This window comes from Paracoccus xiamenensis, assembly GCF_011308835.1.
GTDB classification, from domain to species: domain Bacteria; phylum Pseudomonadota; class Alphaproteobacteria; order Rhodobacterales; family Rhodobacteraceae; genus Paracoccus; species Paracoccus xiamenensis.
Map to the genome: position 1 here is coordinate 1,346,364 of NZ_JAAOHY010000001.1, position 21,622 is coordinate 1,367,985.

The following is a 21,622-nucleotide window of genomic DNA, read 5'->3' on the forward strand; positions in this document are numbered from 1 at the left end:
AAACCTCAAATCCGACAGAAAAAGTTTGACTACCCCGTCGCGATCTGATGAAACAGGAATGCCCTACTAAAACACTTCCTGTCCCCGAGGATGCAGCAGCCATGATCGTCTGCCACTGCAATCAAATCACTGATCGCGACATTCGTGCCGCTGTTGGCTGGATGCGCGCCTCGGACCCTGATACCATTGTCACGCCGGGCAAGGTTTACCATGCTCTGGGCAAGCGCGCCGATTGTGGCGGCTGCATGAAGCTGTTCGTCTCTGAAATGCGGGCCGCCGACGGCTTTGCGGTCAGCGACGGGCAGAAATTGCCGCCGATCCTGACCGGGCTGCGCAACAAGGCATAGGGAGACAGGAAAGGAAGAAGAATGAAGGGCGACGCGAAGGTCATTGAATACCTCAACGCAGCATTACGTTCAGAACTGACCGCAGTCAGCCAATACTGGCTGCATTATCGTTTGCAGGAAGACTGGGGCTACGGTCGCATCGCCGACAAGTCCCGCGCCGAATCGATCGAGGAAATGAACCACGCCGACCGGCTGATCCAGCGGATCATCTTCCTTGAAGGCCACCCGAACCTGCAAAAGCTCGACCCGCTGCGGATCGGGCAGGATATCAAGGAAACGCTGGAATCCGACCTCGCCGGCGAACATGACGCCCGCACGCTTTACATCGAGGCGCGCGACCATTGTGAAAAAGTCGGCGACTATGTCAGCAAGATGCTGTTCGAAGACCTGATCTCGGACGAGGAAGGCCATATCGATTTCCTCGAAACCCAGATCGAGCTTTACGACACCATCGGCGCGCAGAACTATGGCCTGCTGAACGCCAAGCCGGCCGACGAAGCCGAGTAAGCCCCCTGACAGCAAAAGAAAGGCGCCGCTCTCGCGACGCCTTTTTTCATTCTGGCCCCAGTATCCCGGGGTGAATTGGCCGCAAGGCCAAGAGGGGCAGCGCCCCTGCCCGCCTTCATTCCAGCTCGATCAGCAGATCCTTGGCGTCGATCTGCTGCCCCGGCGCGACATGAACCGCCTTCACGACGCCTTCGCGGTCAGCGTGAATTGCGGTTTCCATCTTCATCGCCTCGATCGTCAGCAGCAAATCGCCCGGATTGACCTTCTGCCCCTGCTGGGCAGCCACCGTGGCCACCACGCCCGGCATCGGTGCGCCGACATGGCTCGCATTCGCAGGGTCGGCCTTCGGACGCGCCATCGCCTGCGCACCCTCCGCACGGTTTGGCACCCGGATATTGCGCGGTTGGCCGTTCAGCTCGAAAAAGGCCTTCACCTCGCCCTTTTCATCGGTCTCGCCCAGTGCCTGCAGGCGGATTTCCAATGTCTTTCCGGGGTCGATCTCGACGCTGATCTGGTCGCCGGCCTGCATCCCATAAAAGAAGTTCCGCGTCGGCAGCGTTCGCACCGGACCGTAGATCCTGTGCCGTCCCATGTAATCCAGGAAGACCTTCGGATACATCAGATACCCATTCAGATCCTCGTCATCGACCGATTTGCCATCCAGCTGCTTCGACAGATCGGCGCGCGTCGCCTCAAGATCGACCGGCGCCATCGTGGCACCGGGACGGGTCAGCATCGCGGCCTCTCCCTTCAGCACCTTCTTTTGCAGGGCCTCCGGCCAGCCGCCGGGGGGCTGCCCCAGATTGCCGCGCATCATGTCGACGACGCTGTCGGGGAAGGCAACCTCGACGGCCGGGTCCTCGACCTGTGCGCGGGTCAGCCCTTGGCTGACCATCATCAGCGCCATGTCGCCCACGACCTTGGAGGACGGCGTGACCTTTACGATATCGCCGAACATCTGGTTGGCGTCGGCATAAGCCTGCGCCACCTCGTGCCAGCGATCCTCCAGCCCGAGGCTGCGCGCTTGCGCCTTGAGGTTGGTGAACTGTCCGCCCGGCATTTCGTGCAGATAGACCTCGGAAGCCGGTGCCTGAAGCCCGGATTCGAAGGCCGCGTAGTCTTCGCGGACCTGCTCCCAATAATTGGAAATCTCGCGGATCGCGCCAACATCCAGGCCGGTGTCGCGGTCGGTCCGCGCCAGCGCCTCGACGATCGAGCCCAGCGTCGGCTGCGAGGTATTGCCCGACAGCGCATCCATCGCGCCATCGACAATGTCGACGCCGGCTGCAGCGGCCGCCAGATAGGTCGCGCCGCCCATGCCGGACGTGTCATGCGTGTGGAAATGGATCGGCAGCCCGACCTCGTCCTTCAGCGCCTTGACCAGCACGCTGGCGGCAGCAGGTTTCAGCAGACCCGCCATATCCTTCAGCCCGATGATATGCGCGCCCGCATCCCGCAGATCTTTCCCCATAGAAACATAGTATTGCAGGTCATACTTCGCACGATCCGGATCGAGGATATCGCCGGTATAGCAGATCGCCGCCTCGCAGATCTTGCCGCTGTCGACCACCGCGTCCATGGCGACGCGCATATTCTCGACCCAGTTCAGGCTGTCAAAGACGCGGAAGACGTCGATGCCGGTTTCTGCCGCCTGCTTCACAAAGGCCTGCACCACGTTGTCGGGATAGTTGGTATAACCCACCCCGTTCGAGGCGCGCAGCAGCATCTGCGTCAGCAGGTTCGGCATCGCCTCGCGGATGTTACGCAGCCGCTGCCACGGGCATTCCTGCAAGAAGCGATAGGCCACGTCAAAGGTCGCGCCACCCCAGCATTCGACGCTGAACAGTTGCGGCAGGTTGGCGGCATAGGCCGGCGCCACGCGGATCATGTCGATGGACCGCATCCGCGTCGCCAGCAGCGACTGATGGCCGTCGCGCATCGCCGTATCGGTCAGCAGCAGCCGCTGCTGCGCGCCGACCCAATCGGCCACCGCCTGCGCGCCTTTTTCCTCCAGCAGCTGGCGGGTTCCGGCGGGCGGCGGCGATACGTGCGCTTGCGGCGCGACCGGCGGGCGCGCTTCCGCCGGGGGGGCGGCGCGGCCGGCGGTTTCAGGATGCCCGTTGACGGAGATATCAGCCAGATAGGTCAGGATCTTCGTCGCCCGGTCCTGACGCGCGCGGAACTCGAACAGGTCCGGCGTCGTGTCGATGAACTTCGTCGTATAGGTGTTGTCGAGGAAGGTCGGGTGCTTCAGCAGGTTGATGACGAAATCGATATTGGTGCTGACGCCGCGCACGCGGAATTCGCGCAGGGCCCGGTCCATCCGCCGGATCGCCTGTTCAGGCGTCTGCGCCCAGGCGGTCACCTTCACCAACAGCGAATCGTAATAGCGCGTGATGACCCCGCCGGAATAGGCGGTGCCGCCGTCCAGGCGGATCCCCATGCCCGTCGCGCTGCGATAGGCGGTGATGCGGCCGTAATCGGGGATGAAGTTGTTCTGCGGGTCTTCGGTCGTGACCCGGCACTGAACGGCATGGCCGGACAGCGTGACATGGGCCTGGTCGGGGGTGCCGGTGGCCTCGGCCAGCGTCGCGCCTTCGGCGATGCGGATCTGGGCCTGCACGATGTCGATGCCGGTCACTTCCTCGGTGACGGTATGTTCGACCTGAATGCGCGGATTCACCTCGATGAAGTAGAAATTGCCGCTGTCCATATCCATCAGGAACTCGACCGTGCCGGCGTTCTGATAGCCGACAGCGCGGCCGATCTTCAGCGCCAGTTCGCAGACCTCGTTGCGCTGTTCGTCATCAAGGTAAGGCGCGGGCGCACGTTCGACGACCTTCTGGTTGCGGCGCTGCACGGTGCAGTCGCGTTCATACAGGTGATAGAGATCGCCGTGCAGGTCACCCAGCAGCTGCACCTCGACATGGCGGGCGCGCAGGATCATCTTTTCCAGATAGCCCTCGCCATTGCCGAAAGCGGCCTCGGCCTCGCGCCGGCCTTCGCGGACCTTTTCGGCCAGCTCGTCCGGGCTGTTGATCGGGCGCATCCCGCGCCCGCCGCCGCCCCAGCTGGCTTTCAGCATCAGGGGATAGCCGATCTCGGCGGCCTCGGCGCGGATGGCGTCGAAATCGTCGCCCAGAACCTCGGTCGCGGGAATGACGGGGACGCCGGCCTCGATGGCAACGCGCCGCGCACTGGCCTTGTCGCCAAGTGCCCGCATGGTTTCGGCCTTGGGACCGATGAAGATGATGCCTTCGCGCGCGCAGGCGTCGACCAGTTCCGGGTTTTCCGACAGCAGACCATAGCCTGGATGGATCGCGTCGGCGCCCGACTCCTTGGCCACACGGATAATTTCGGGGATGGAGAGATAGGCGGCCACGGGCCCGAGGCCTTCGCCGATCCGGTAGGCCTCATCCGCCTTGAAACGATGCAGGCCCAGCTTGTCTTCTTCGGCATAGACGGCAACGGTCTTCTTGCCGAGTTCGTTGGCAGCACGCATGACGCGGATTGCGATTTCACCACGATTGGCGATCAGGATCTTGCGGATGTCGCGCATGGCGTCCCCCAAAGTTTCTGCAGCTGCGAAGAACATTACCCATCGCAAAAGACTTGTAAACGCGTGATGACACAGACGGCGCCGCCATAGGCCAGCCCTATGCCGCCAGCTCCACCCAGACCGGCACGTGATCCGAAGGCTTTTCGCCGGCGCGTGCCTCGCGATCCACACCGGTTTCGCAAACAAGATCAGCAGCCTGAGGGGATAACATCAGGTGATCAATGCGGATCCCGTTGTCGCGCTGCCAGGCACCAGCCTGATAGTCCCAGAAAGTGAAGGGCCCGCGTTGGCCGAACGGATCCGAATCGCGCAGGGCATCGGTCCAGCCCTGCGCTGCAATGCGGCGAAACGCTGCCCGGCTGGCTGGCAGGAACAGCGCGTCATCGACCCATTGGCCGGGGCTGGCCGCATCGCGCGGTTCGGGGATGATGTTATAATCCCCCAGCATGACCACCGGCATTTCGCTGGCCAGCAATTCGGCTGCACGGATCCGCAGGCGTTCCATCCAGGCGAGCTTATAGTCGTATTTGGGCCCCGGTGCCGGGTTGCCATTGGGCAGGTACAGCCCGGCGATACGGACGGCGCGGTCCCCCACCACGGTCGCCTCGATATAGCGGGCCTGTTCGTCCTCGTCGTCGCCGGGAAGGCCGCGCGTCACGTCCTCCAGCGGCAGTTTCGACAGGATGGCCACGCCGTTGAACCCCTTCTGGCCGTGGGTTTCGACATTATAGCCGAGATCCTCGATCAGCTGGACGGGAAAGCCCTCGTCCACGGTTTTGATTTCCTGCAGCACGGCCAGATCGGGCTGGGCCTCCTGCAACCATGCTTGCAGCGCCTCGATCCGAGCCTTGACGCCATTGATGTTAAAGCTTGCGATTTTCATGGCCGCATCATGTGCTGGACGGGTCAGTTTGGCAAGGCAAGGGCATCGCAGCAGGCGCTTGCCCATCACGATAAAGGGGGCAATTTGGGCAATGATCGCCAAGACCAGCAACTGATCCGATCCTGCGCGAATGGCTGCGTCTCAAATCGAGATGGTCGGGATAACGGCAATTTGCGGCGACAGCCCCTCCTGCGCTCGTTACTGTGTTGCGAGGAAGGGGTTTCATGCGCCACGCAGTCATACTTCTTGCGCTGCTTCTGACCGCGGCCCCGGCTGCGGCCGAGGAACCGCCGCGCGTCGGGCTGATGTGGAAGCGGACCGACCTGCCGGCGACCCTGCCGCTGCAAGTGCAAGCCCCGCCCGGGCAGGATCACGTGGTGTTTCTGCACCCCGCGGATGGCGGCGACGCGATCATGGCGGGTTACGTTCAAGGCGGCGCGTTCTTTCGGCTGCTGGTACCACCGGGCGAATGGCGGATCCGGCTGGCTTCGGGCACGGACTGGCAGGGTGACGAGGCGCTGTTCGGTCCTAAGACCGAATGGCAGGAACTGCCCGAACCGCTGCGCTTTGCCGCCGGAAGTTCCCGGCTGAACGGCCATATCCTCAGGCTGGATGACAGCAACATCCAAGCCGCCCCACAGGCGATCTGCCGTCTGCCCAGCTGGCACAGGGGCGTTTTCGATGAAGACGACCCGGTCGGCCGCCAGCCACGCGAACCTCAGCCGCTTGAACCGCGCGAAACGCAATCGCAGCAACCGCGCGAGCCGAAGCAGCTGGAACTGCGCGCCCCGCAATCCCCGCATCCGCGCAAGCTGCAGCCCCTGCGCCCGCCAGAGCCACCGCCCGCGCAAACACAACCCCGGCCACGCTATGCCGAACCGTCACGGCCGAATATTCACCAGCCGCCGCTCAGCTATCCTGACCGGCGGTTGCGCCTGCGCTCGGTGATCTGCGACTAGATCGAGAAGGAGGTCCCGCAGCCGCAGGAAGACGCGGCATTGGGATTTTCGATGGTAAAGCGGGCGCCGATCAGTTCATCCGCGAAGTCGATCGTGGCCCCGGCCAGAAACGGCAGTGAGATCGGATCGACCAACACCCGCTGGCCCTGACCTTCAAGGATCAGGTCGTCATCGGCGGGCGCATCCATGCGGATGTCGTATTGAAAGCCGGAACAGCCGCCGCCTTCGACCGCGACCCGCAAAGCCTGCGGGGCATCGGCGCCGTCATTGATTTCGGCCAGCCGCGCAAAGGCGCGTTCGGTCACCATGGGGGGGAGGTTCATGGGGCGTTCCCGTTTCGCTTGTCCTTCGGCGAATATAGGGTCGCGACCGACACCCTGCAAGGAACCCGCATGACCGCGCCCTATGCCTGCCAGCCCCAAGACAGCCGCGGAAGGCTGTATCCCGAAAGCCTGTCCAGCTTTCGCTCGCCATGGCAGCGCGACCGTGACCGGATCATCCATTCCTCGGCCTTTCGCCGCTTGAAGCACAAGACCCAGGTTTTCGTCGAACAGGAAGGCGACGCCTATCGCGGCGATTATTTCCGCACCCGCCTGACCCACACGATCGAGGTGGCCCAGGTCGCCCGCACCATCGCTGGTACGCTTGGCCTGAACACCGATCTGGCCGAGACCGTCGCCCTGGCCCACGATCTTGGCCATCCGCCCTTTGGCCATACGGGCGAGGACGCGCTGGCGCTTCTGATGGCCCCCTATGGCGGCTTTGACCATAACGCGCAGGCGTTGCGGATCGTCACCCGGCTGGAACGCCATTACGCGGGCTTCGACGGGCTGAACCTGACATGGGAAGCGTTAGAGGGCATCGCCAAGCATAACGGCCCGGTCGAGGCGCCCTACCCCTACGCATTGGCCGAGGTCAACGCCCAGTGGGATCTGGAGCTGCAGACCAATGCCAGCGCCGAGGCGCAGGTCGCGGCAGTGGCCGATGACATCGCCTATAACCACCATGACCTGCATGACGGGCTGCGCGCCGATCTGTTCACCGAGGCCGATCTGGCCGAACTGCCCGTCGTCGGCCCCGCCTTCGCCGAGGTCGACGAAAAACATCCCGGCCTTGACCCCGACCGCCGCCGGCACGAAGCGCTGCGCCGCGTCTTCGGCGTCATGGTCGAAGACGTCATCGCCGTGGCGCAGAACCGCCTGACCGCGCTGCAACCCAAATCCGTGGACGAGATCCGCGCGATGGAGGGGCCGATCATTCGCTTCTCCAAGCCGCTGTATCAGAACCTGAAGGCGATCAAGTCCTTCCTGTTCACCCGCATGTATCGCGCGCCCTCCGTCGTGGATGAACGCAAGCTGGTCACGGGGATGCTGAATGATCTGTTTCCGCTGTTCATGTCGAACCCGGAAATGTTGCCCGAACATTGGCGTCCCGGCGCGTTCGCGGCCTCGGAAACCGAACGCGCGCGGATCGTGCTGGATTATGTCGCCGGCATGACCGACCGCTATGCCATGGCGGAATGGGAAAGGCTTTGCGCCCAGGGCTGAGGCCCCCGCGCAAAGCCAGTTTTCACGCGCGCAGATTAGTGCCCGGCATGAGGGTCGGCCTCGCCCTCGGCGGGGACGGCGCCTTCGGGCGCGTCCATGCCTTCGCGCGGGGTCGGCTTGTATTCGGGATCGTTCTTCTCCAGCCAGCCCTGCATGAAGGCAATCTCTGCCTCTTGCGCGGCAATGACTTCCTCGGCCAGCTTCTTCACCTCGGGATCGTCGCCCTGTTCCAGCGCGATCCGCGCCATGGCCACCGCGCCCTGATGATGCGGGATCATGCCGCGGATGAAGTCGATATCAGCATCGCCCGAATAGGGGATCGCCATATCGTGGTGCATGGCATTCATCGCCTCGACATAGGCGACGGTCGAGGGCGTGGCACCTTCCGGTTCCCCCTGCATCTGCATCGGCGCGGCCGGGGCTTCGGCTGGTGCATCACTTGCAGTCTGGGCGATTCCCATCCCCGCGACAGCCGTCAGCGCTGCGGCCAGTGTGGTCGAGGTCAGGCCGGTACGGTCCATGCTGTTTCCTTTCACGGCAATTGCATCGGCCCCAACGCGACCCGGCCATCGCCGGTTCACCGGATCCGTGAAATCACCGCCCCAAGCACCGTTTGCGGTCGTCAGCGCAGGAAGATCAACGCCATGCCGGCCACGGCAATCGCCGCACCCAGCCAGCTTGTGGCGCTTGGCCGCGCGCCGGTAACGATCCACAGCCCCGGCAGGATGAACACGGGCGACAGCGCCGACAGCGTCGACACGATCCCGACCTTGCCGCCCTGCAAGGCAAACAGCAGCAGCGACATGCCGATCGCCATGGCCAGTATCCCCGACCCGGCCAGCAGCGCGAACAGCCGCAGATCAAGCTTGCCCTGCGGTTTGACCTGGCGGATCGGCAGCGCCACCAGCACCGACAGGCAGACGGCCGCCGTCGCCACCCGGATCAGGCTGGCCGCGAAGGGATCGACGCCCTGTTCCATCACCGGGCGCGCGATCAGCGAACCGGCGGCCTGCGCCAATGCCGCGATCAGCCCCAGCAGGATACCGATACTGACAGAGCCGCGCACGGCCTCGAAACTGTGGCTGCCGCTGCGGCCGGGCCGCCCCAGCACGGCCAGACCGACCCCCGACGCGCACAGGAACACCCCCATCCATGCCGCAGCGCTGAGGCTTTCGCCCAACACCGCCCAGCCCAGAATAGCCGCAATCGGCGCATTCAGCGCGAACAGTGCCCCGGCACGGCGCGGCCCCAACCGGCTGACACTGCCAAACAGCAGCGTGTCACCCACGAATATCCCGACGATACCCGACAGAATCAGCGGCCAGACATGCGCCACGGTCACGCCATGCCACATGCCGCCCAGCCAGACGATCAGCACCAGCACCAGCGTCGTGAAGACCTGCCGATAACAATTGAAGGCGAAGGTGCCCAGACGCTGCAACGGCGGGGCGACCATCAGCCCGGTCAGCGCCCAGCAAATCGCCGCGCCAATCGCCGCAAGCTCGTATATCGGCAAAACCATGTCTACCGCGTCCATCATTTCGCAAGTCGGTGAACCCGCACCCCTCGGGCGCGTTTATCTGGCAGATACAGGAGGACAACATGATTACCAAGACTGGTTCTGCTAAATGGCAAGGTGATCTGAAGACCGGAAAGGGCGAGGTTTCGACCCAATCGGGCGCGCTGTCGGCACAGCCCTACGGCTTTGCCACCCGCTTCGAAGATCAGCCCGGCACCAACCCCGAAGAACTGATCGGCGCGGCGCACGCATCCTGCTTTTCGATGGCGCTGTCCAAGGCGCTTGGCGATGCGGGCGTGACTGATGTGACGATCGAAACGACCTCGGCCGTGTCGCTGGACAAGGAGGGCGAAGGGTTTGCGGTGAAGAAGGCGGCTCTGACCTCGACCGTGTCGGGCAATGGCGACCGGGCGGCCATCGAACAGGCAGCGCAGGGTGCCAAGGACAATTGCCCGATCTCCAAGCTGCTGAACACAGAGATCACACTGGATCTGACCATCACATGATGTACATCCGCTACGGTTTTGACATCACCATCGAAAGCGACGCACCGATCTCGATGCTGTTGCAGATGTCGGTCAGGCCCGAACGGCAGCTTGACCTGCTGGGGATCGAGGAGTTTTCCACGAACCCCGGCGTGCCCTATTCGACCTTTGTAGACGAGTTCGGGAATCACTGTCGAAGACTGTCCGCGCCCGGCGGTCTGTTCCGCATGCAGAAGACGGCGCTGATCACCGATAGCGGCCTGCCAGAGCCGGATTTCCCTGACGCGCAGGAAATGCCCATTCAGGCGTTGCCCGATGATGTGCTGCACTTCCTGCTGCCATCACGCTACTGCGATTCCGATCTGCTGATGCAGCCGGCATGGGATTTGTTCGGACAGATCCCGCCGGGTTGGGACCGGGTACAGGCGATCATGGACTGGACCCATGACCACATCAAATTCAACTATCAGGATGCCGACGCGACCCGCACGGCCAAGGACGCGTTCGAACAGGGCAAGGGCGTTTGCCGCGATTTCGCCCATCTGGCCATCGCCTTCTGCCGCGCGATGAATATCCCGGCGCGCTATGTCAACGGATATCTGGGCGATTTCGGCATCCCGGCGCCGCCGGATCCAATGGACTTCGCGGCCTCGGTGCAGGTTTATCTGTCTGGTCGGTGGTGGGATTTCGATCCGCGCAACAATATCCGCCGGATCGGACGGCTGCCGGTTGGATACGGGCGCGATGCGACCGACGTGGCGTTGATTTCCAGCTTTGGCCAGCACCGTTTGGTGAATTTCACCGTCATCACAGATGAGGTGGATGCAGAGGGCAACATCATCCCTCCGATGAAAAAGGCGGCGGCGGAGTAACCGCCACCGCCCCCTATCAGTAAACGATGCTGCCCGTCCCCGCTGGCAGCGCGCCATAGGGCAGCCAGACGGTCTTCCACTGGACCGCGTGATCCAGATAGGCGCGCCCCTGCCCGACGGGCTTCGACCAATCGCGATTGGCGAAAGACCAGACCGGCTTCAGGTTGCCGGTCGAAGCCTTCTCGACCGCCGCCGCACCTTCCGCGCCGCAGAACCACAGCGCGGCCACATCGTCATGCTGGGCCAGTACCTGCGCCAGTTCGTCTTTCGGACCCGACACGATATTGACCACGCCGCCCGGCAGGTCCGAGGTATCGAAGACCTGCGCCAGATCGAAAGCCGCGACCGGATCATCCTGCGCCGGGATCACCACGACGCTGTTGCCCATGGCAATGGCGGGCGCGACGAGGCTGATGAACCCCAGCAGGGGCGCGTCGTTCGGGCAAACGATGCCAATGGTCCCAAAAGATTCCGGGATCACGTTGACCAGATAGTTCGGCTTGGTCTGGACGTTCATCCCGTCATATTTGTCGGCCCATGCGGCATAGAAGAACAGCCGCTGAATCGCCGCATCCACGGGTTTTGCGCCATGTTTCTTCGCCAGATCATCGCGGCGCTGGGACAGGTTTTCAGCAATGAAATACAGCACCTGCGCACGGGCATGGCCGCCCATCGCCGCCCATTTGGTGGCCTTCTTCGCTGCCTCGACTGCATTGCGGATGTCCTTGCGATTGCCAAGCGGCACCAGATCGCCGGATGCCGCGCGATAGCTGGCCCCACCATCGGGCCGCTTCTGCGCACCACCGATATACAGCTTTTCGGTGCGGTCGATGCCGCCCGCCGCACTAGCGCCATCCAGCACCGCCTTGGGCGCGGGAGCGGCCTTTTCCTTCGCCTCGGCAATCTTGGGACCGCTGAGATAGTCCAGCAGGCCAACCCGCCCGCCTTCGCGACCGTAACCGGATTCGCGCATGCCGCCGAATGGGGCGGCGGCGTCGAACATGTTCGCGCCGTTGATCCAGACCACCCCCGCCTTGACCGAGGCCGCCAGGTCGGTCGCGACCGTGGCGCTTTCGGACCAGATCTGCGCGGCCAGACCGTAGCGCGTGTTGTTGGCCAGACTGATCGCCTCATCCGCGGTGCGGAAGGTGGTCAGGGTGGCGATGGGGCCAAAGATCTCTTCGCTCCATGCCGGGTTGGCGGGCGAGACCTGACGCAGATAGCCGGGCGCGATGAAGCAGGCATCGCCCGGCGCACCGCCGATCAGATCGGCACCGGCTGCAATGGCCTGCGCGGTCAGGCCCAGAATGCGGTTCTTCTGCACCGGGTGGACAATCGCGCCGACATCGGTGGATTTGTCCAGCGGAGGGCCAACGCGCAGCGTCGCCAGACGGCGTTGCAACAAGGTCTCGAACCGCTCTGCCACGGCTTCGGCCACCAGAATGCGCGAACCCGCACAGCAGACCTGGCCCTGATTGAACCAGATGGAATCCACGACGCCTTCGACGGCTGCGTCCAGATCGGCATCCTCCATCACGATGAAGGGCGACTTGCCGCCCAGTTCCAGCGTCAGACGCTTGCCCGTCCCAGCAGTCGCGGCACGGATCGCACGCCCCACCTCGGTCGAGCCGGTGAAGGCGATCTTGTCCACCTCGGACGCCACAATCGCCGCCCCGGTCTCTCCATCGCCGGTGACGATATTGACGACGCCCTTGGGCAGCCCGACCTCCTGACAGATCTCGGCAAAGGCAAGCGCCGTCAGCGAGGTATATTCGGCAGGTTTCAGCACCACCGTATTGCCCGCCGCAATCGCCGGCGCGATCTTCCATGCCAGCATCAGCAGCGGGAAGTTCCACGGGATGATCTGGCCCGCCACGCCGATGGCTGAGTGGTCGGGGAATTCATCGGCCATCAGCTCGGCCCAGCCTGCGTGATGATAGAAGTGGCGCACCACCAGCGGGATGTCGGCATCGCGGCTTTCGCGGATCGGCTTGCCGTTATCCATGCTTTCCAGCACCGACAGGAAGCGTTCACGCTTTTGAATCGTGCGTGCGATTGCATAAAGATATTTCGCGCGTTCGTGCCCCGGCAGGCCGGCCCATTTCGGCTGCGCGCGGCGCGCGGCCTTGACGGCGGTATCCACGTCTTCCGCCGTGCCCTGGCTGATCTGGGCCAGCACGGTCCCGGTCGCCGGATCGGTCGTATCGAAGCCGTCGCCCGGCTTGGTAAAGCTGCCATTGATGAAATGGCCGAATTTCGGGTGAGCCTTGAGCCAGTCGCGCACGGCGCTGCTGTCCTCGACCGAGGGGCCATATTCCATCGTTTGCATGATCTCGCTCACAGTCGGCATGTTATCCCTCAGGCCATGGTCAGGCGGTGCGACGCGGCATAGCGGCCGGTCACGTAATGGCTGATCTGGCGTTCCAGATCGCCCAGAAGCGAGCTTGCGCCGATGCGGAACAGCTCCGGGCGCGTCCAATCGTCGCCGAGTTCTTCCTTCATCAGAACCTGCCAGGCAATCGCGTCCTTCGAGGTCTTGAGGCCGCCCGCAGGCTTGAAGCCGACCTTGAAGCCGGTCTGGTCCTGATAATCACGGATCGCCCTGCACATCACCAGCGACACCGGCAGCGTGGCATTGACGCCTTCCTTGCCAGTCGAGGTCTTGATGTAGTCGCTGCCCGCCTGCATGGCGACATGGCTGGCCTTGGCGACATTTTCCAGCGATTTCAGGTCACCGGTCGCAAGGATCGCTTTCATCCGGGCAGGCCCGCAGGCCTCGCGCATGGCGCGCATCTCGTCATATAGCGCGGTCCAGTTGCCTTGCAGGACATGGGCGCGGGTGATGACGATGTCGATTTCGTCCGCGCCCTGGTCGATGGCATAGCGGATTTCCGCAAGCCGCAGATCAAGCGGCATCAGCCCGGCCGGGAAACCCGTCGCCACGCTAGCGACCGGCACCCCCGAATTCCCAAGCGCGCGCTTGGCCGCGCCCACCATCGTCGGGTAGACGCAGACAGCGCCCGTGGTCAGGCTGTCCACCCCCATCGCGGCCAGCTGGTCCGGCGCGATCGGTTGCATCGCCTTGGCGCACAGGCGCGCCACGCGGTCCTCGGTATCGTCGCCCGCCAATGTGGTCAGGTCGATGCAGCGGATCGCATTCAGGATCCAGGCTGCCTGCCATTCCTTCTTCAAACTGCGCCGCACCGGCAGCGTCGCCGCCCGGCGTTCGACCGCCGGGGTGTTGATGCGGATCTGATCGAACCATTCCGGCGTCAGATCGGTGCCGGGATTGGGTTTCGTATGGGACATACTGTTCTCGCGTCGATTTAGACGGTCACGGTAGCGGGCGATTTAGCACGCGACAAGCGGCGTCGCTATACCACCTTCACCACCTTGCGCACTGGCCTGTGGGTAACGGGCGACGTTCAAAAATTTGAGGTCTCCAGGGGGCGCAGTTTAGGAGGTGCCAGGATCACAGATAAGCGCGGCAAATTCCGCCTGCTCCTCGTCTGCGTCAAAACGATAGGTCATTAGCGCCACGTTCCAGAAGCGGGTCTCGACATCCACAGGCGAGCGCCCTTCCTTAACCGGGAGGTCGGTCGCGAGCTCATCCAACGGCGAGCGCCCTTCCTTAACAACGAGGGCGGTCGCAAGCTCATCGACACATCTGCGATGCACGGAAAGAGTGTTGCTAACATGCGCCCCCATACGACCAAGCGCAATCGCCTCGGGCCAGGGTTCAAAGTCATAAGCCGCGGCATGTTCGTCGATCCAGTTCTGCGCAGCATCGGCCATTGCTGCCGAGGGCGTTGGCAACCTGTCACCGAGGACCTGTGCGCGATGTTTTTCGCCAAACATCGCGATCATTGCATCATCGAGATACGCCCCCACCGTGCATTCCCAATTTGCATGCCCCCCCGCGTCAGCAAGTACGCTCAGATTATGCGTCGGATGGAGGTATGTTATCTTGTGCATCGCCAGGCCGGGTATGCTCCCATACGCGTCAATCACACGCTGAACGTCTTCGGGAATGGTAAATTCGTCCTGCAACTGGCTTTGATCACCCTTCAGTACGAATGACAGGCAGGCCGTCATATACTGATCCGTCAGTTGTTCGAACTCTTGACCCGAGGCGGGAAGCGACATTCCGCCAAGAAGTGCAGCAGCAACCGGCCCAGCTGCCTTGTTGAAAAGCATGATACGTTTTCCTCGATTGATTCTGATTAGATGACAATCATCGCATCAAGTGACTGACATGCCTCAACTTCGGTGATGGCAGGGCAGTAAGAGGCGGGATCGCTCTACTTCGGATCGCGCGGCTTGCCCTTCCAGGTATCCAGCCAGCCGGTAAAGCCTTCGCGCGCCTCGTTGAATTCGGTCGAAACGCGGTCCATCGCGGCATCGGCGCGGGCATCGACATTGTCGACGGCGGCACCGACGCGCTTGGCTGCCGGATCAATGGTGCGTTCGCGGAACTGGTTCCACATCCGCCAGATCAGCGCCAGGAACGCGCCCAGCACGACCAGGATCAGCATCGCGGGCCAGTTCAGCGGCGATTCATTCGGGCCGGCGACCTGCTTGATCGAAATCGCGTTCGGATAGACCGAGAAGAACGGGATACGCCAGCCATAGGCGGTGACACTGACCCATTGCGGATTGGCCGAGTCGGAACGGAAATTCGTCGCCTCGGCATGCAGGTTCGAACTGTCATACTTGAAATAGGGCGGCCAGATCCAACCGGTATCCTCATTGCGATAGACGAAGACCTTGCCGTTCGGACGCACCGTTTCGATAAAGCGGATGTCGCGCTGACCGGCGGCATTTTCAACTGTGCCGGTGTCGGCCGAGGCATAGAAGATCGCGTTGGCCCCGACATCGGTCAGCCGGTTATAGGTGTTGGTGATGCGCACCGTGTTCTTGCTGGGCAGTGCGTAATCCAGAAACAAAAAAACGGTGACGCCCAGCAGAACGCCCAGTGTAACCTTGATGTAATGCATTATGGGCGACGCCTCCTTATTGCACGTTCACGTACCACGCGATCACCGCGATGACGATCGTCGGGATCACGAAAACAAGCGCAAGCAGCCGCGCTTTCAGCGTCTTCTGAAACCCTACCATCGAACGCCGCACGAAGGCCCTTCGTTCCTCGCTATCGCCGGCGCGGTCGGGATGGCGGCGGTCCCATTCCTTTTCCAGCGCTTCCGCCTTGGTGGAGCGCAGATAGACCGTCAGCAGGGCATAGAAGATCGCTTCGATCACGAACAGGATGACGGCTAGCCGGATAATCGCCATGAATTACTTCCCCCATGGGCCGCGTAGCGCGGGTTTGGATGGCTGCACGGCATCCGCGTTCCAGCGCAATCCCTCCGCGCCGCTGCGCCAGCCGCCACCGCCCTGTTCGGTCAGACGCGTGCCGGATGCCGCCTTCACCGGCCCCCATGGACCGCTGGCCGGCATGGCAGAGGCGACCGGCTCTGCCATGCCCGGCTCTGGTCCGAAAAGCGCCTCGCGGGTGCCCTGCTTGTCGATCTGGTATTCGCGGGCCAGCTGGTTCGCGACATATTCCTTTTTCGCCTCGTCCCAGGTCTGGTAGCGCTTGTAGAACAGGGGCTTGTGCATGATGAACAACGCACGCACGTCATGCGGGGCCAGTTCCGTCAGCATCTGGTTGACCAGATCGCGGGTCGGCCCGGCACTGGCGCGGATGGCATAGAAATAGGCCGGATCGGCGCTGTCGATCACCGGCCAGTCCCCGCCTTCCTCGGCATAGCGCAGCAGCGCCGACAGCCCGCGGATCTCACCCGGCAGCCCCGAGCCCATCCGCGCCGCCGCCCGGCGCAGGGCCGAGCGCGTGCCGTCGCCGGTATCGATCCCCAGCTTGACCGCCGCATCGACCAGCACGAAATCGATCTTCTGGCGCAGGATCGCCGCGCCGTCCGCACCCTTGGCGGTGATGATCGGTTCGGCAAGCGCATTGCGCGCCAGCCACATCGCCACCGCATTGGTGTCCTGAAGCGCGATCACCTTCACGCCCGGCAGTTCGGTGTCGAATTGCGGGTCGGTGAAGGCCGAAGGATCGGTGAAGATCATCGCCTTTTCGCGCGGGGACCGGAAAACATAGACACCGCCGAAAAGCGAGGTCCAGAAATCCGGCACCTCGTATTCGCCGACCTCCAGATGGACCGGGTTGCGGATCACGTCGCCGGTTTCCTTGGCCTGTTCGATCATCCGCGCGATCAGCACATCGTCATACCAGCCCCCCGGCTCTGCCCGGAAACGCTGGATCAGCGCGGTCAGCTTGTCGGCGCCGGCGACATGGTTGCCGGTGGTGTCGGCGCTGATGCGGATGCGATTGATCTGCAACAGATCGGCGGGCGTCTTCACCTGCCAGACCATATCGTCCATCTCGCCCACCACGGCGTCGCGGGCGGTCAGGCTGAACAGCTGGTTTTCGTTATCCTGAATGAACTTCTGCAACAGATCCCGCAGGACCGAGAGATCCGCATTCAGCAGCGGCGCGGTCTTCTGTTCCGTAGTCAGCAGGATGAACTGCCGATGCGCGCCTTCGGGGTTGAGGTAATCGAGATCGCCGATCTCGTCCCCCACCTCGGGCGAGTATCCCGCAAGGTCGATATGAAATTCCGGCAGCTGCGTTTCCTTGCCGGTAATCAGCTTCAACGCCCGATTATAGCGCGCCACCCATGCCGGGCTGTCCACCCGGATCATGTTGCCGAACATCAGGCCTTTTTCGATGAGGCGTTTCATCGCGATCCCCCACCTTTCGTTCGGATGTCTTCTTTGATCCGGTCCCAGCCGCGGTTGAGAATTGCCTGTGATAGCTCCACGATTTTTGCTGAACTTGCTTCGTCGCTGCCGTCGAGAAGTTCCCTCCTAAATGATCGTATTTCGCGAAGGAGATCTACTGAATTTGGGTCGTCCATATTCAACATCATCATGATCTCATGCAAACATAGTGACAGCTGTTGGGCACGCTGACGTTTTTGCTCATCCGTCGGTGCATCAGTATCCTGATATAAAATAGTCATCAGAGCCAGAAAGTCGGCCAATCTTGTCCTGAGTCGATCAAGCCACGCCTGTCGAAACTCAGCGATCTTCATTTCCTGCGCTAATCTTCGGTTGGCAGCGTGCGCTTGGTTGGCTGTCCAAGCCCCCCACAGAGCAGCTCCAGCTGCAATGCATGCGACGGCAACGGGAATGAAAATTGACCACTCGATCTCTTTCACATCACCCCTCCTTGAACCGCTTCTGCGCCTCGGCCATGCGCTCCATCCCGCGAACCGCCTCCTCAATCGCTGTCTCGTCGCTGCTATCGGCATAGCGCCATTCGCTGTCGGCGTAGCGGTTGATTTCCTGCGCGATCATCTCGCGGGTGATGGGCTGGCGCAGGGCCTCGATCATTTCCAGCTTGCGGGCATAGGGCTGGTGCATGAACGGCTCGGGCGAGGTGAACCATTCGTCGGGCATGTCGAAATCCATGCTGCGCGCCTTGATCGCGTCGGTGATGTTCTTGATGGCGCGGCCGGTGAAGCGTTCATCCGCCACCGAAATTGCGTGCAGATAGGTGCCGAACTCGGCAAGCGTATCCAGCGGGCCGGTCTGGGCGGTGACCTCGGACCAGACCTTTGCAAGCCCGGCCTCCTGCGGCTGATTGTGCTTTTCAAGGCTGTCGGCCACGGCGGTCTTGATGGCCTGCGCTTTCATCAGTTCATGCTCGCCCACGGGGATGTCGTGGCGCTTGCCCAGAAGCAGGGACAGGATGTCGATATAATCGGCCTGCGTCTTCGGCCCGTCGATCAGGAAGCGCGCGCCGGCCCGCTGTCGCAGCGCGTCGTCGATGGATTCGGCATAGTTCGAAAACATCCCGAAGGTCGCATTGCCGCGCACGATGGTGCTGGCACCGGCAAACGCCTCCATCAGCACGGCGGTGATCTCCTGCTGGCCGGATGAGGACTGCTTGTCGCCGCGCTTGCCGGCGATCTGGTCGATATCGTCAATGGTGCCAAAACCGATCACGCCGGGGTCGATGACATTATTGATAAAGGCGCGGGCGTTCTGGCCCGACTTGCCCTGATAGCTGTCGACATTGTCGATGGACAGGTTCGCATAGCGGAAGGGATAGCCCGCGACGGTGCAGTAATCGTTCAGCAGACCGGCCATCATCTGGATCAGCGTCGTCTTGCCGGTGCCGGGCTTGCCGTCGCCAAGGAAGGTATAGATGAACCCGCCGAGTTCGACGAAGGGGTTCATCCGCTTGTCGAAATCGTAAGCAACCAGCATCCGCGCCAGCCGCATCATCTGGTGTTTGGCGATGGCGTTGCCGACGACCTCCTCGGGCTTTTTGAAGGCCAGTTGCACGGGCTTGCCGCGCGCCTTGGTGGCGGGGGCATAGCCTGCGATGGGGAAATCATCCGCCGCAACACGCCAGCTTGCGCCGGTGAAGGCGCCGGTGCGGGGCGTGCTTTCGGCGCGAGCCTGAACGGCGGCCGACAGCGCCTCGGCATACGCGATGACGGTGGCGATCAGGGTCTTGTCGTCATGGGCAGTGCGCGACAGGTTCTGATCCAACTCCCACAGTGCGCCTTGCAGGGCGGTCAGGGGGTTGTCGGTCAGCAGCTCATCCGCCGTGATGCCTTCTACCGTTTCGGGGCCGGCATGTTCGGCCAGCAGAAAGGCGGTCGCGTTGGCAAAGACCGACAGCGCCGCCAGCGATTCCGCTGCCAGCAATTCGCCGAATTCGCCCCGCTTTTCGGCGGGAAGACGGCCTTCCAGATTGGCGCGCTTCAGTTCCGCCGCGCCGGAACGCGCCGCGACCTCATCCACCACCGCCAGCGAAATCGCCAACGCCCGGCGCAGCGCACGCGCCACCGTTGCAGCGGCGGGAGAGGCCAGGTCGTCGCCCCCCACCCCTTCGATGCGGTCAATCAGCTGGGTGCCTTCGGGACGCGCCGTGGCGACCGAACGCCCAGCCAGTCCGGGCGTGGTGGACCGGAAGCGTGTCGTACGCGGAATACCGGGCGAGCGTTCGGGCTGCGCGGCTGGTGCCGCCGCCTTGCCCAGACGCGGCGCGTGGTCAAAGCCGTTCAGCAGCGACAAGGCCTGCGGGTAATGGGCGCGAATCTCGGCCTCGGGCAATTCCATTTCGTTGCGAACGTCCATTCAGTCCTCTTTAGTCCACAGGTCCGGATAATGGGTGACAAAGCCGTCGGCATCGACGGTCAGATCCGCTGCAAATCCGGGCGAGGCGTAGTGCCAGCCCGCATCCGTGCGGCGATAGGTCTGCGGCAGGCGTTTCAACGCCCAGTCCGAGGTATCAAGCCAGACTGCCGCAATCGAAGCCTCGTCCTGCCGCGTCTGGCGCAGACGGCGGATCGGCAGGGTGTTGGTTGCGGGCGTGAAGCCGAGGTCAATGTCCTGCAAGCCGGTGAAATCGGGCAGCGCCTCGCCATTCAGCCGCCACTCGCCGCTTTCGTTGCGATGAATCGACATGGTCAGGTCGCGGGCCCCGACGCGCCCCTGCAGCCGCACGGAGCGGGTGATCCAGTCACTGTCTGCCGCGACATGATAGGCCAGATGCGCAGGCCCCTGCGGGTCTTGCCAGACAGCAACACCCTCCAACAGCCGCAAATCGCCATCCTGCCAGATCCGGCAGGCGTCATGGCCGGGCAGATCCAGCCTGCGCCACAGGATCTGCGCTTGGCCCGACATTCAGCGATAGCCCCGCGCGCCGCCACCCGGCAGCGGCACGTATTTGCGCATCCGCCGGAAGCCCGCCGGGTCCAGTTCCGCCAGCGCCTGATAGGGGCGCGCGGGCAGGATCAGCGCGCGTTCAACGCCCGAGGCACCCTGCCCCACTCCGCCCGCATCCAGCGGATCCAGCTTGAATATCTGGCGTTCCGTCACCCCGAAGAAACCCGTGGATTCCATGATCGCGCGTTCGGCCTGCAAATCCTCGATGGTCAGCGCCATGGCCCAGTCCTCGCCCGAGGGCGCGCGAGCGTTTTCCAGCACCTCGCGGATCGGACCTTCCTGGGTGGTAAATTGCTGCGAATAGATCGGCCCCAGCAGGATCCGGCGCAGACGGTGCGGGTGCAGATTGCTGAAATCGCGGTCAAAGCCCTGCGCGATGGTCAGCAGTTGCAGGCCAGTCACCGACTGGGCCAGCAGATGCGCACGCACCTCGGGCCAGCGCTTGCTGTCTTCGACCAGCGGGCGCCGCCCGCTGTCATCGCAATCCATCAGATACAGCACCGGCACATTCAGCTGGCTGTCATAGACCGCCCAATGGATCAGCCAGCGGCGGCGATTGCCGGCATCCGACAACCAATAGGCCTGCGGATGCATCTGTGGCCAGAACAGTCCGCCCTTGGCCAATGCCTCGTAATAGAAGCGTTGGGACAGCGCATATTGCAGCCGCGTCGGAATGGTCAGGTCGCCGACGATCTGGCGGATCATGTCATCCTTGATCTGATCGGCGTCTGGCGTACGCCCAAGCTCGGCCGAGGCCTGCGCCGCGTCCGCGGCCATCTGCGCGATCTCGGACCAGACCGGATAGCCCGATTCGTGAATGTCGATGGTCAGGAACTTCCGCAACGGCCCATCGACCCGGCCCGAGACCAGATATTTCATCGACAGCGCCTGCACCGATTCCAGCATCGCATGCAGATAGGACTGGATCACCTCGGTTTCGGTCTGGGTGAACAGGCGGTCACGCACCGTCTCCGCCAGCGCCGAGGGCAGCGTCGCATAGATCAGCCGCAGCTTTCGAAAATAGCGCCGTGCTATCAGATCGTCGTCAAGTTGCCGGTGATCCGCGTCCAGTGTGCCTGTTTCAGCCATGAGTCTACCGCCTATCACCTCTCATCTTGATCGACATCCGCGAACCGCCAGGCATCGCCCAACTCATCACCAGACGGCCTTGGAGCC

At 63.0% G+C, this 21,622-nt stretch carries 21 protein-coding genes; 6 read left to right on the forward strand and 15 right to left on the reverse strand.

Annotation, left to right across the window (positions count from 1 at the left end; genetic code table 11):
• The first annotated feature begins 101 nt into the window (after window positions 1-101).
• Entirely contained in the window at window positions 102-347 is a 246-nt protein-coding gene (locus G7044_RS06550; protein ID WP_166327118.1) for a (2Fe-2S)-binding protein, read from the forward strand.
• Between the two features lie 21 nt (window positions 348-368).
• Complete coding sequence (gene bfr, locus G7044_RS06555; protein WP_166327120.1) at window positions 369-854, forward strand: bacterioferritin; 486 nt, start codon at window positions 369-371, stop codon at window positions 852-854.
• A gap of 115 nt (window positions 855-969) precedes the next feature.
• On the opposite strand, the gene pyc is transcribed toward bfr, so the two are convergent.
• Together pyc and xth are read right to left on the reverse strand one after the other, a co-directional pair.
• Window positions 970-4,413 carry a pyruvate carboxylase gene (gene pyc, locus G7044_RS06560; protein ID WP_166327121.1) on the reverse strand — a complete coding sequence of 1,148 codons (3,444 nt, stop codon included), beginning with the start codon at window positions 4,411-4,413 and terminating at the stop codon, window positions 970-972.
• A 97-nt stretch (window positions 4,414-4,510) separates the two neighbouring features.
• Window positions 4,511-5,296: an exodeoxyribonuclease III gene (xth, locus tag G7044_RS06565; RefSeq protein WP_166327123.1), complete on the reverse strand. Its 786-nt coding sequence runs from the start codon at window positions 5,294-5,296 to the stop codon at window positions 4,511-4,513.
• A 224-nt stretch (window positions 5,297-5,520) separates the two neighbouring features.
• Here xth and G7044_RS06570 point away from each other — a divergent pair, with 224 nt between their 5' ends.
• The gene (locus G7044_RS06570) at window positions 5,521-6,255 is read left to right on the forward strand and encodes a hypothetical protein (protein ID WP_166327125.1); all 735 of its coding nucleotides are present in this window, start codon (window positions 5,521-5,523) and stop codon (window positions 6,253-6,255) included.
• Here G7044_RS06570 and G7044_RS06575 read toward each other — a convergent pair.
• The gene (locus G7044_RS06575; protein ID WP_166327127.1) at window positions 6,252-6,578 is read right to left on the reverse strand and encodes a HesB/IscA family protein; all 327 of its coding nucleotides are present in this window, start codon (window positions 6,576-6,578) and stop codon (window positions 6,252-6,254) included. The two genes, G7044_RS06570 and G7044_RS06575, sit on opposite strands and share 4 nt — an antisense overlap.
• Before the next feature lie 69 nt (window positions 6,579-6,647).
• Between G7044_RS06575 and G7044_RS06580 the strand changes: the two genes are divergently transcribed.
• Window positions 6,648-7,802 (forward strand): deoxyguanosinetriphosphate triphosphohydrolase, encoded by a 1,155-nt coding sequence (locus tag G7044_RS06580; RefSeq protein ID WP_166327129.1) that lies wholly within the window; start codon window positions 6,648-6,650, stop codon window positions 7,800-7,802.
• Window positions 7,803-7,837: 35 nt separating this feature from the next.
• Here G7044_RS06580 and copM read toward each other — a convergent pair whose 3' ends face one another.
• Together copM and G7044_RS06590 are read right to left on the reverse strand one after the other, a co-directional pair.
• Window positions 7,838-8,323, reverse strand: a complete 486-nt coding sequence (gene copM, locus G7044_RS17970) for a CopM family metallochaperone (RefSeq protein ID WP_166327131.1) — start codon at window positions 8,321-8,323, stop codon at window positions 7,838-7,840.
• Between the two features lie 101 nt (window positions 8,324-8,424).
• Window positions 8,425-9,324 (reverse strand): DMT family transporter, encoded by a 900-nt coding sequence (locus G7044_RS06590; RefSeq protein WP_235931153.1) that lies wholly within the window; start codon window positions 9,322-9,324, stop codon window positions 8,425-8,427.
• Window positions 9,325-9,404: 80 nt separating this feature from the next.
• On the opposite strand from G7044_RS06590, the gene G7044_RS06595 reads away from it, so the two are divergent.
• Together G7044_RS06595 and G7044_RS06600 are read left to right on the forward strand one after the other, a co-directional pair.
• The gene (locus G7044_RS06595; protein WP_166327133.1) at window positions 9,405-9,827 is read left to right on the forward strand and encodes an OsmC family protein; all 423 of its coding nucleotides are present in this window, start codon (window positions 9,405-9,407) and stop codon (window positions 9,825-9,827) included.
• A complete protein-coding gene (locus G7044_RS06600) occupies window positions 9,824-10,678 on the forward strand; it encodes a transglutaminase-like domain-containing protein (protein ID WP_328803819.1) in 855 nt (284 codons plus the stop codon). Before G7044_RS06595 ends, G7044_RS06600 begins: the two co-directional genes overlap by 4 nt.
• 16 nt (window positions 10,679-10,694) lie before the next feature.
• Here G7044_RS06600 and G7044_RS06605 read toward each other — a convergent pair whose 3' ends face one another.
• The 10 genes from G7044_RS06605 to G7044_RS06650 all read right to left on the reverse strand — a co-directional run bounded on the left by G7044_RS06605 (window position 10,695) and on the right by G7044_RS06650 (window position 21,535).
• Complete coding sequence (locus G7044_RS06605; RefSeq protein ID WP_166327135.1) at window positions 10,695-13,028, reverse strand: aldehyde dehydrogenase family protein; 2,334 nt, start codon at window positions 13,026-13,028, stop codon at window positions 10,695-10,697.
• Window positions 13,029-13,036: 8 nt separating this feature from the next.
• Window positions 13,037-13,987 (reverse strand): deoxyribose-phosphate aldolase, encoded by a 951-nt coding sequence (gene deoC / locus G7044_RS06610; protein WP_166327137.1) that lies wholly within the window; start codon window positions 13,985-13,987, stop codon window positions 13,037-13,039.
• Window positions 13,988-14,134: 147 nt separating this feature from the next.
• A complete protein-coding gene (locus G7044_RS06615; RefSeq protein ID WP_166327139.1) occupies window positions 14,135-14,875 on the reverse strand; it encodes a hypothetical protein in 741 nt (246 codons plus the stop codon).
• A gap of 104 nt (window positions 14,876-14,979) precedes the next feature.
• Complete coding sequence (locus tag G7044_RS06620; protein WP_166327141.1) at window positions 14,980-15,675, reverse strand: DUF1523 family protein; 696 nt, start codon at window positions 15,673-15,675, stop codon at window positions 14,980-14,982.
• Between the two features lie 16 nt (window positions 15,676-15,691).
• Window positions 15,692-15,970 carry a hypothetical protein gene (locus tag G7044_RS06625; protein ID WP_166327143.1) on the reverse strand — a complete coding sequence of 93 codons (279 nt, stop codon included), beginning with the start codon at window positions 15,968-15,970 and terminating at the stop codon, window positions 15,692-15,694.
• Window positions 15,971-15,973: 3 nt separating this feature from the next.
• A complete protein-coding gene (locus G7044_RS06630) occupies window positions 15,974-17,443 on the reverse strand; it encodes a DUF6638 family protein (protein WP_207630172.1) in 1,470 nt (489 codons plus the stop codon).
• Window positions 17,440-17,922 carry a hypothetical protein gene (locus G7044_RS06635; RefSeq protein ID WP_166327145.1) on the reverse strand — a complete coding sequence of 161 codons (483 nt, stop codon included), beginning with the start codon at window positions 17,920-17,922 and terminating at the stop codon, window positions 17,440-17,442. The genes G7044_RS06630 and G7044_RS06635 overlap by 4 nt, the downstream gene beginning before the upstream one ends.
• A gap of 1 nt (window position 17,923) precedes the next feature.
• Entirely contained in the window at window positions 17,924-19,855 is a 1,932-nt protein-coding gene (locus tag G7044_RS06640; RefSeq protein ID WP_166327147.1) for an AAA family ATPase, read from the reverse strand.
• Window positions 19,856-20,404 (reverse strand): putative glycolipid-binding domain-containing protein, encoded by a 549-nt coding sequence (locus G7044_RS06645; RefSeq protein ID WP_166327149.1) that lies wholly within the window; start codon window positions 20,402-20,404, stop codon window positions 19,856-19,858. It abuts the gene before it with no gap.
• Complete coding sequence (locus G7044_RS06650) at window positions 20,405-21,535, reverse strand: hypothetical protein (protein ID WP_166327151.1); 1,131 nt, start codon at window positions 21,533-21,535, stop codon at window positions 20,405-20,407.
• Between the last annotated feature and the right edge of the window lie 87 nt (window positions 21,536-21,622).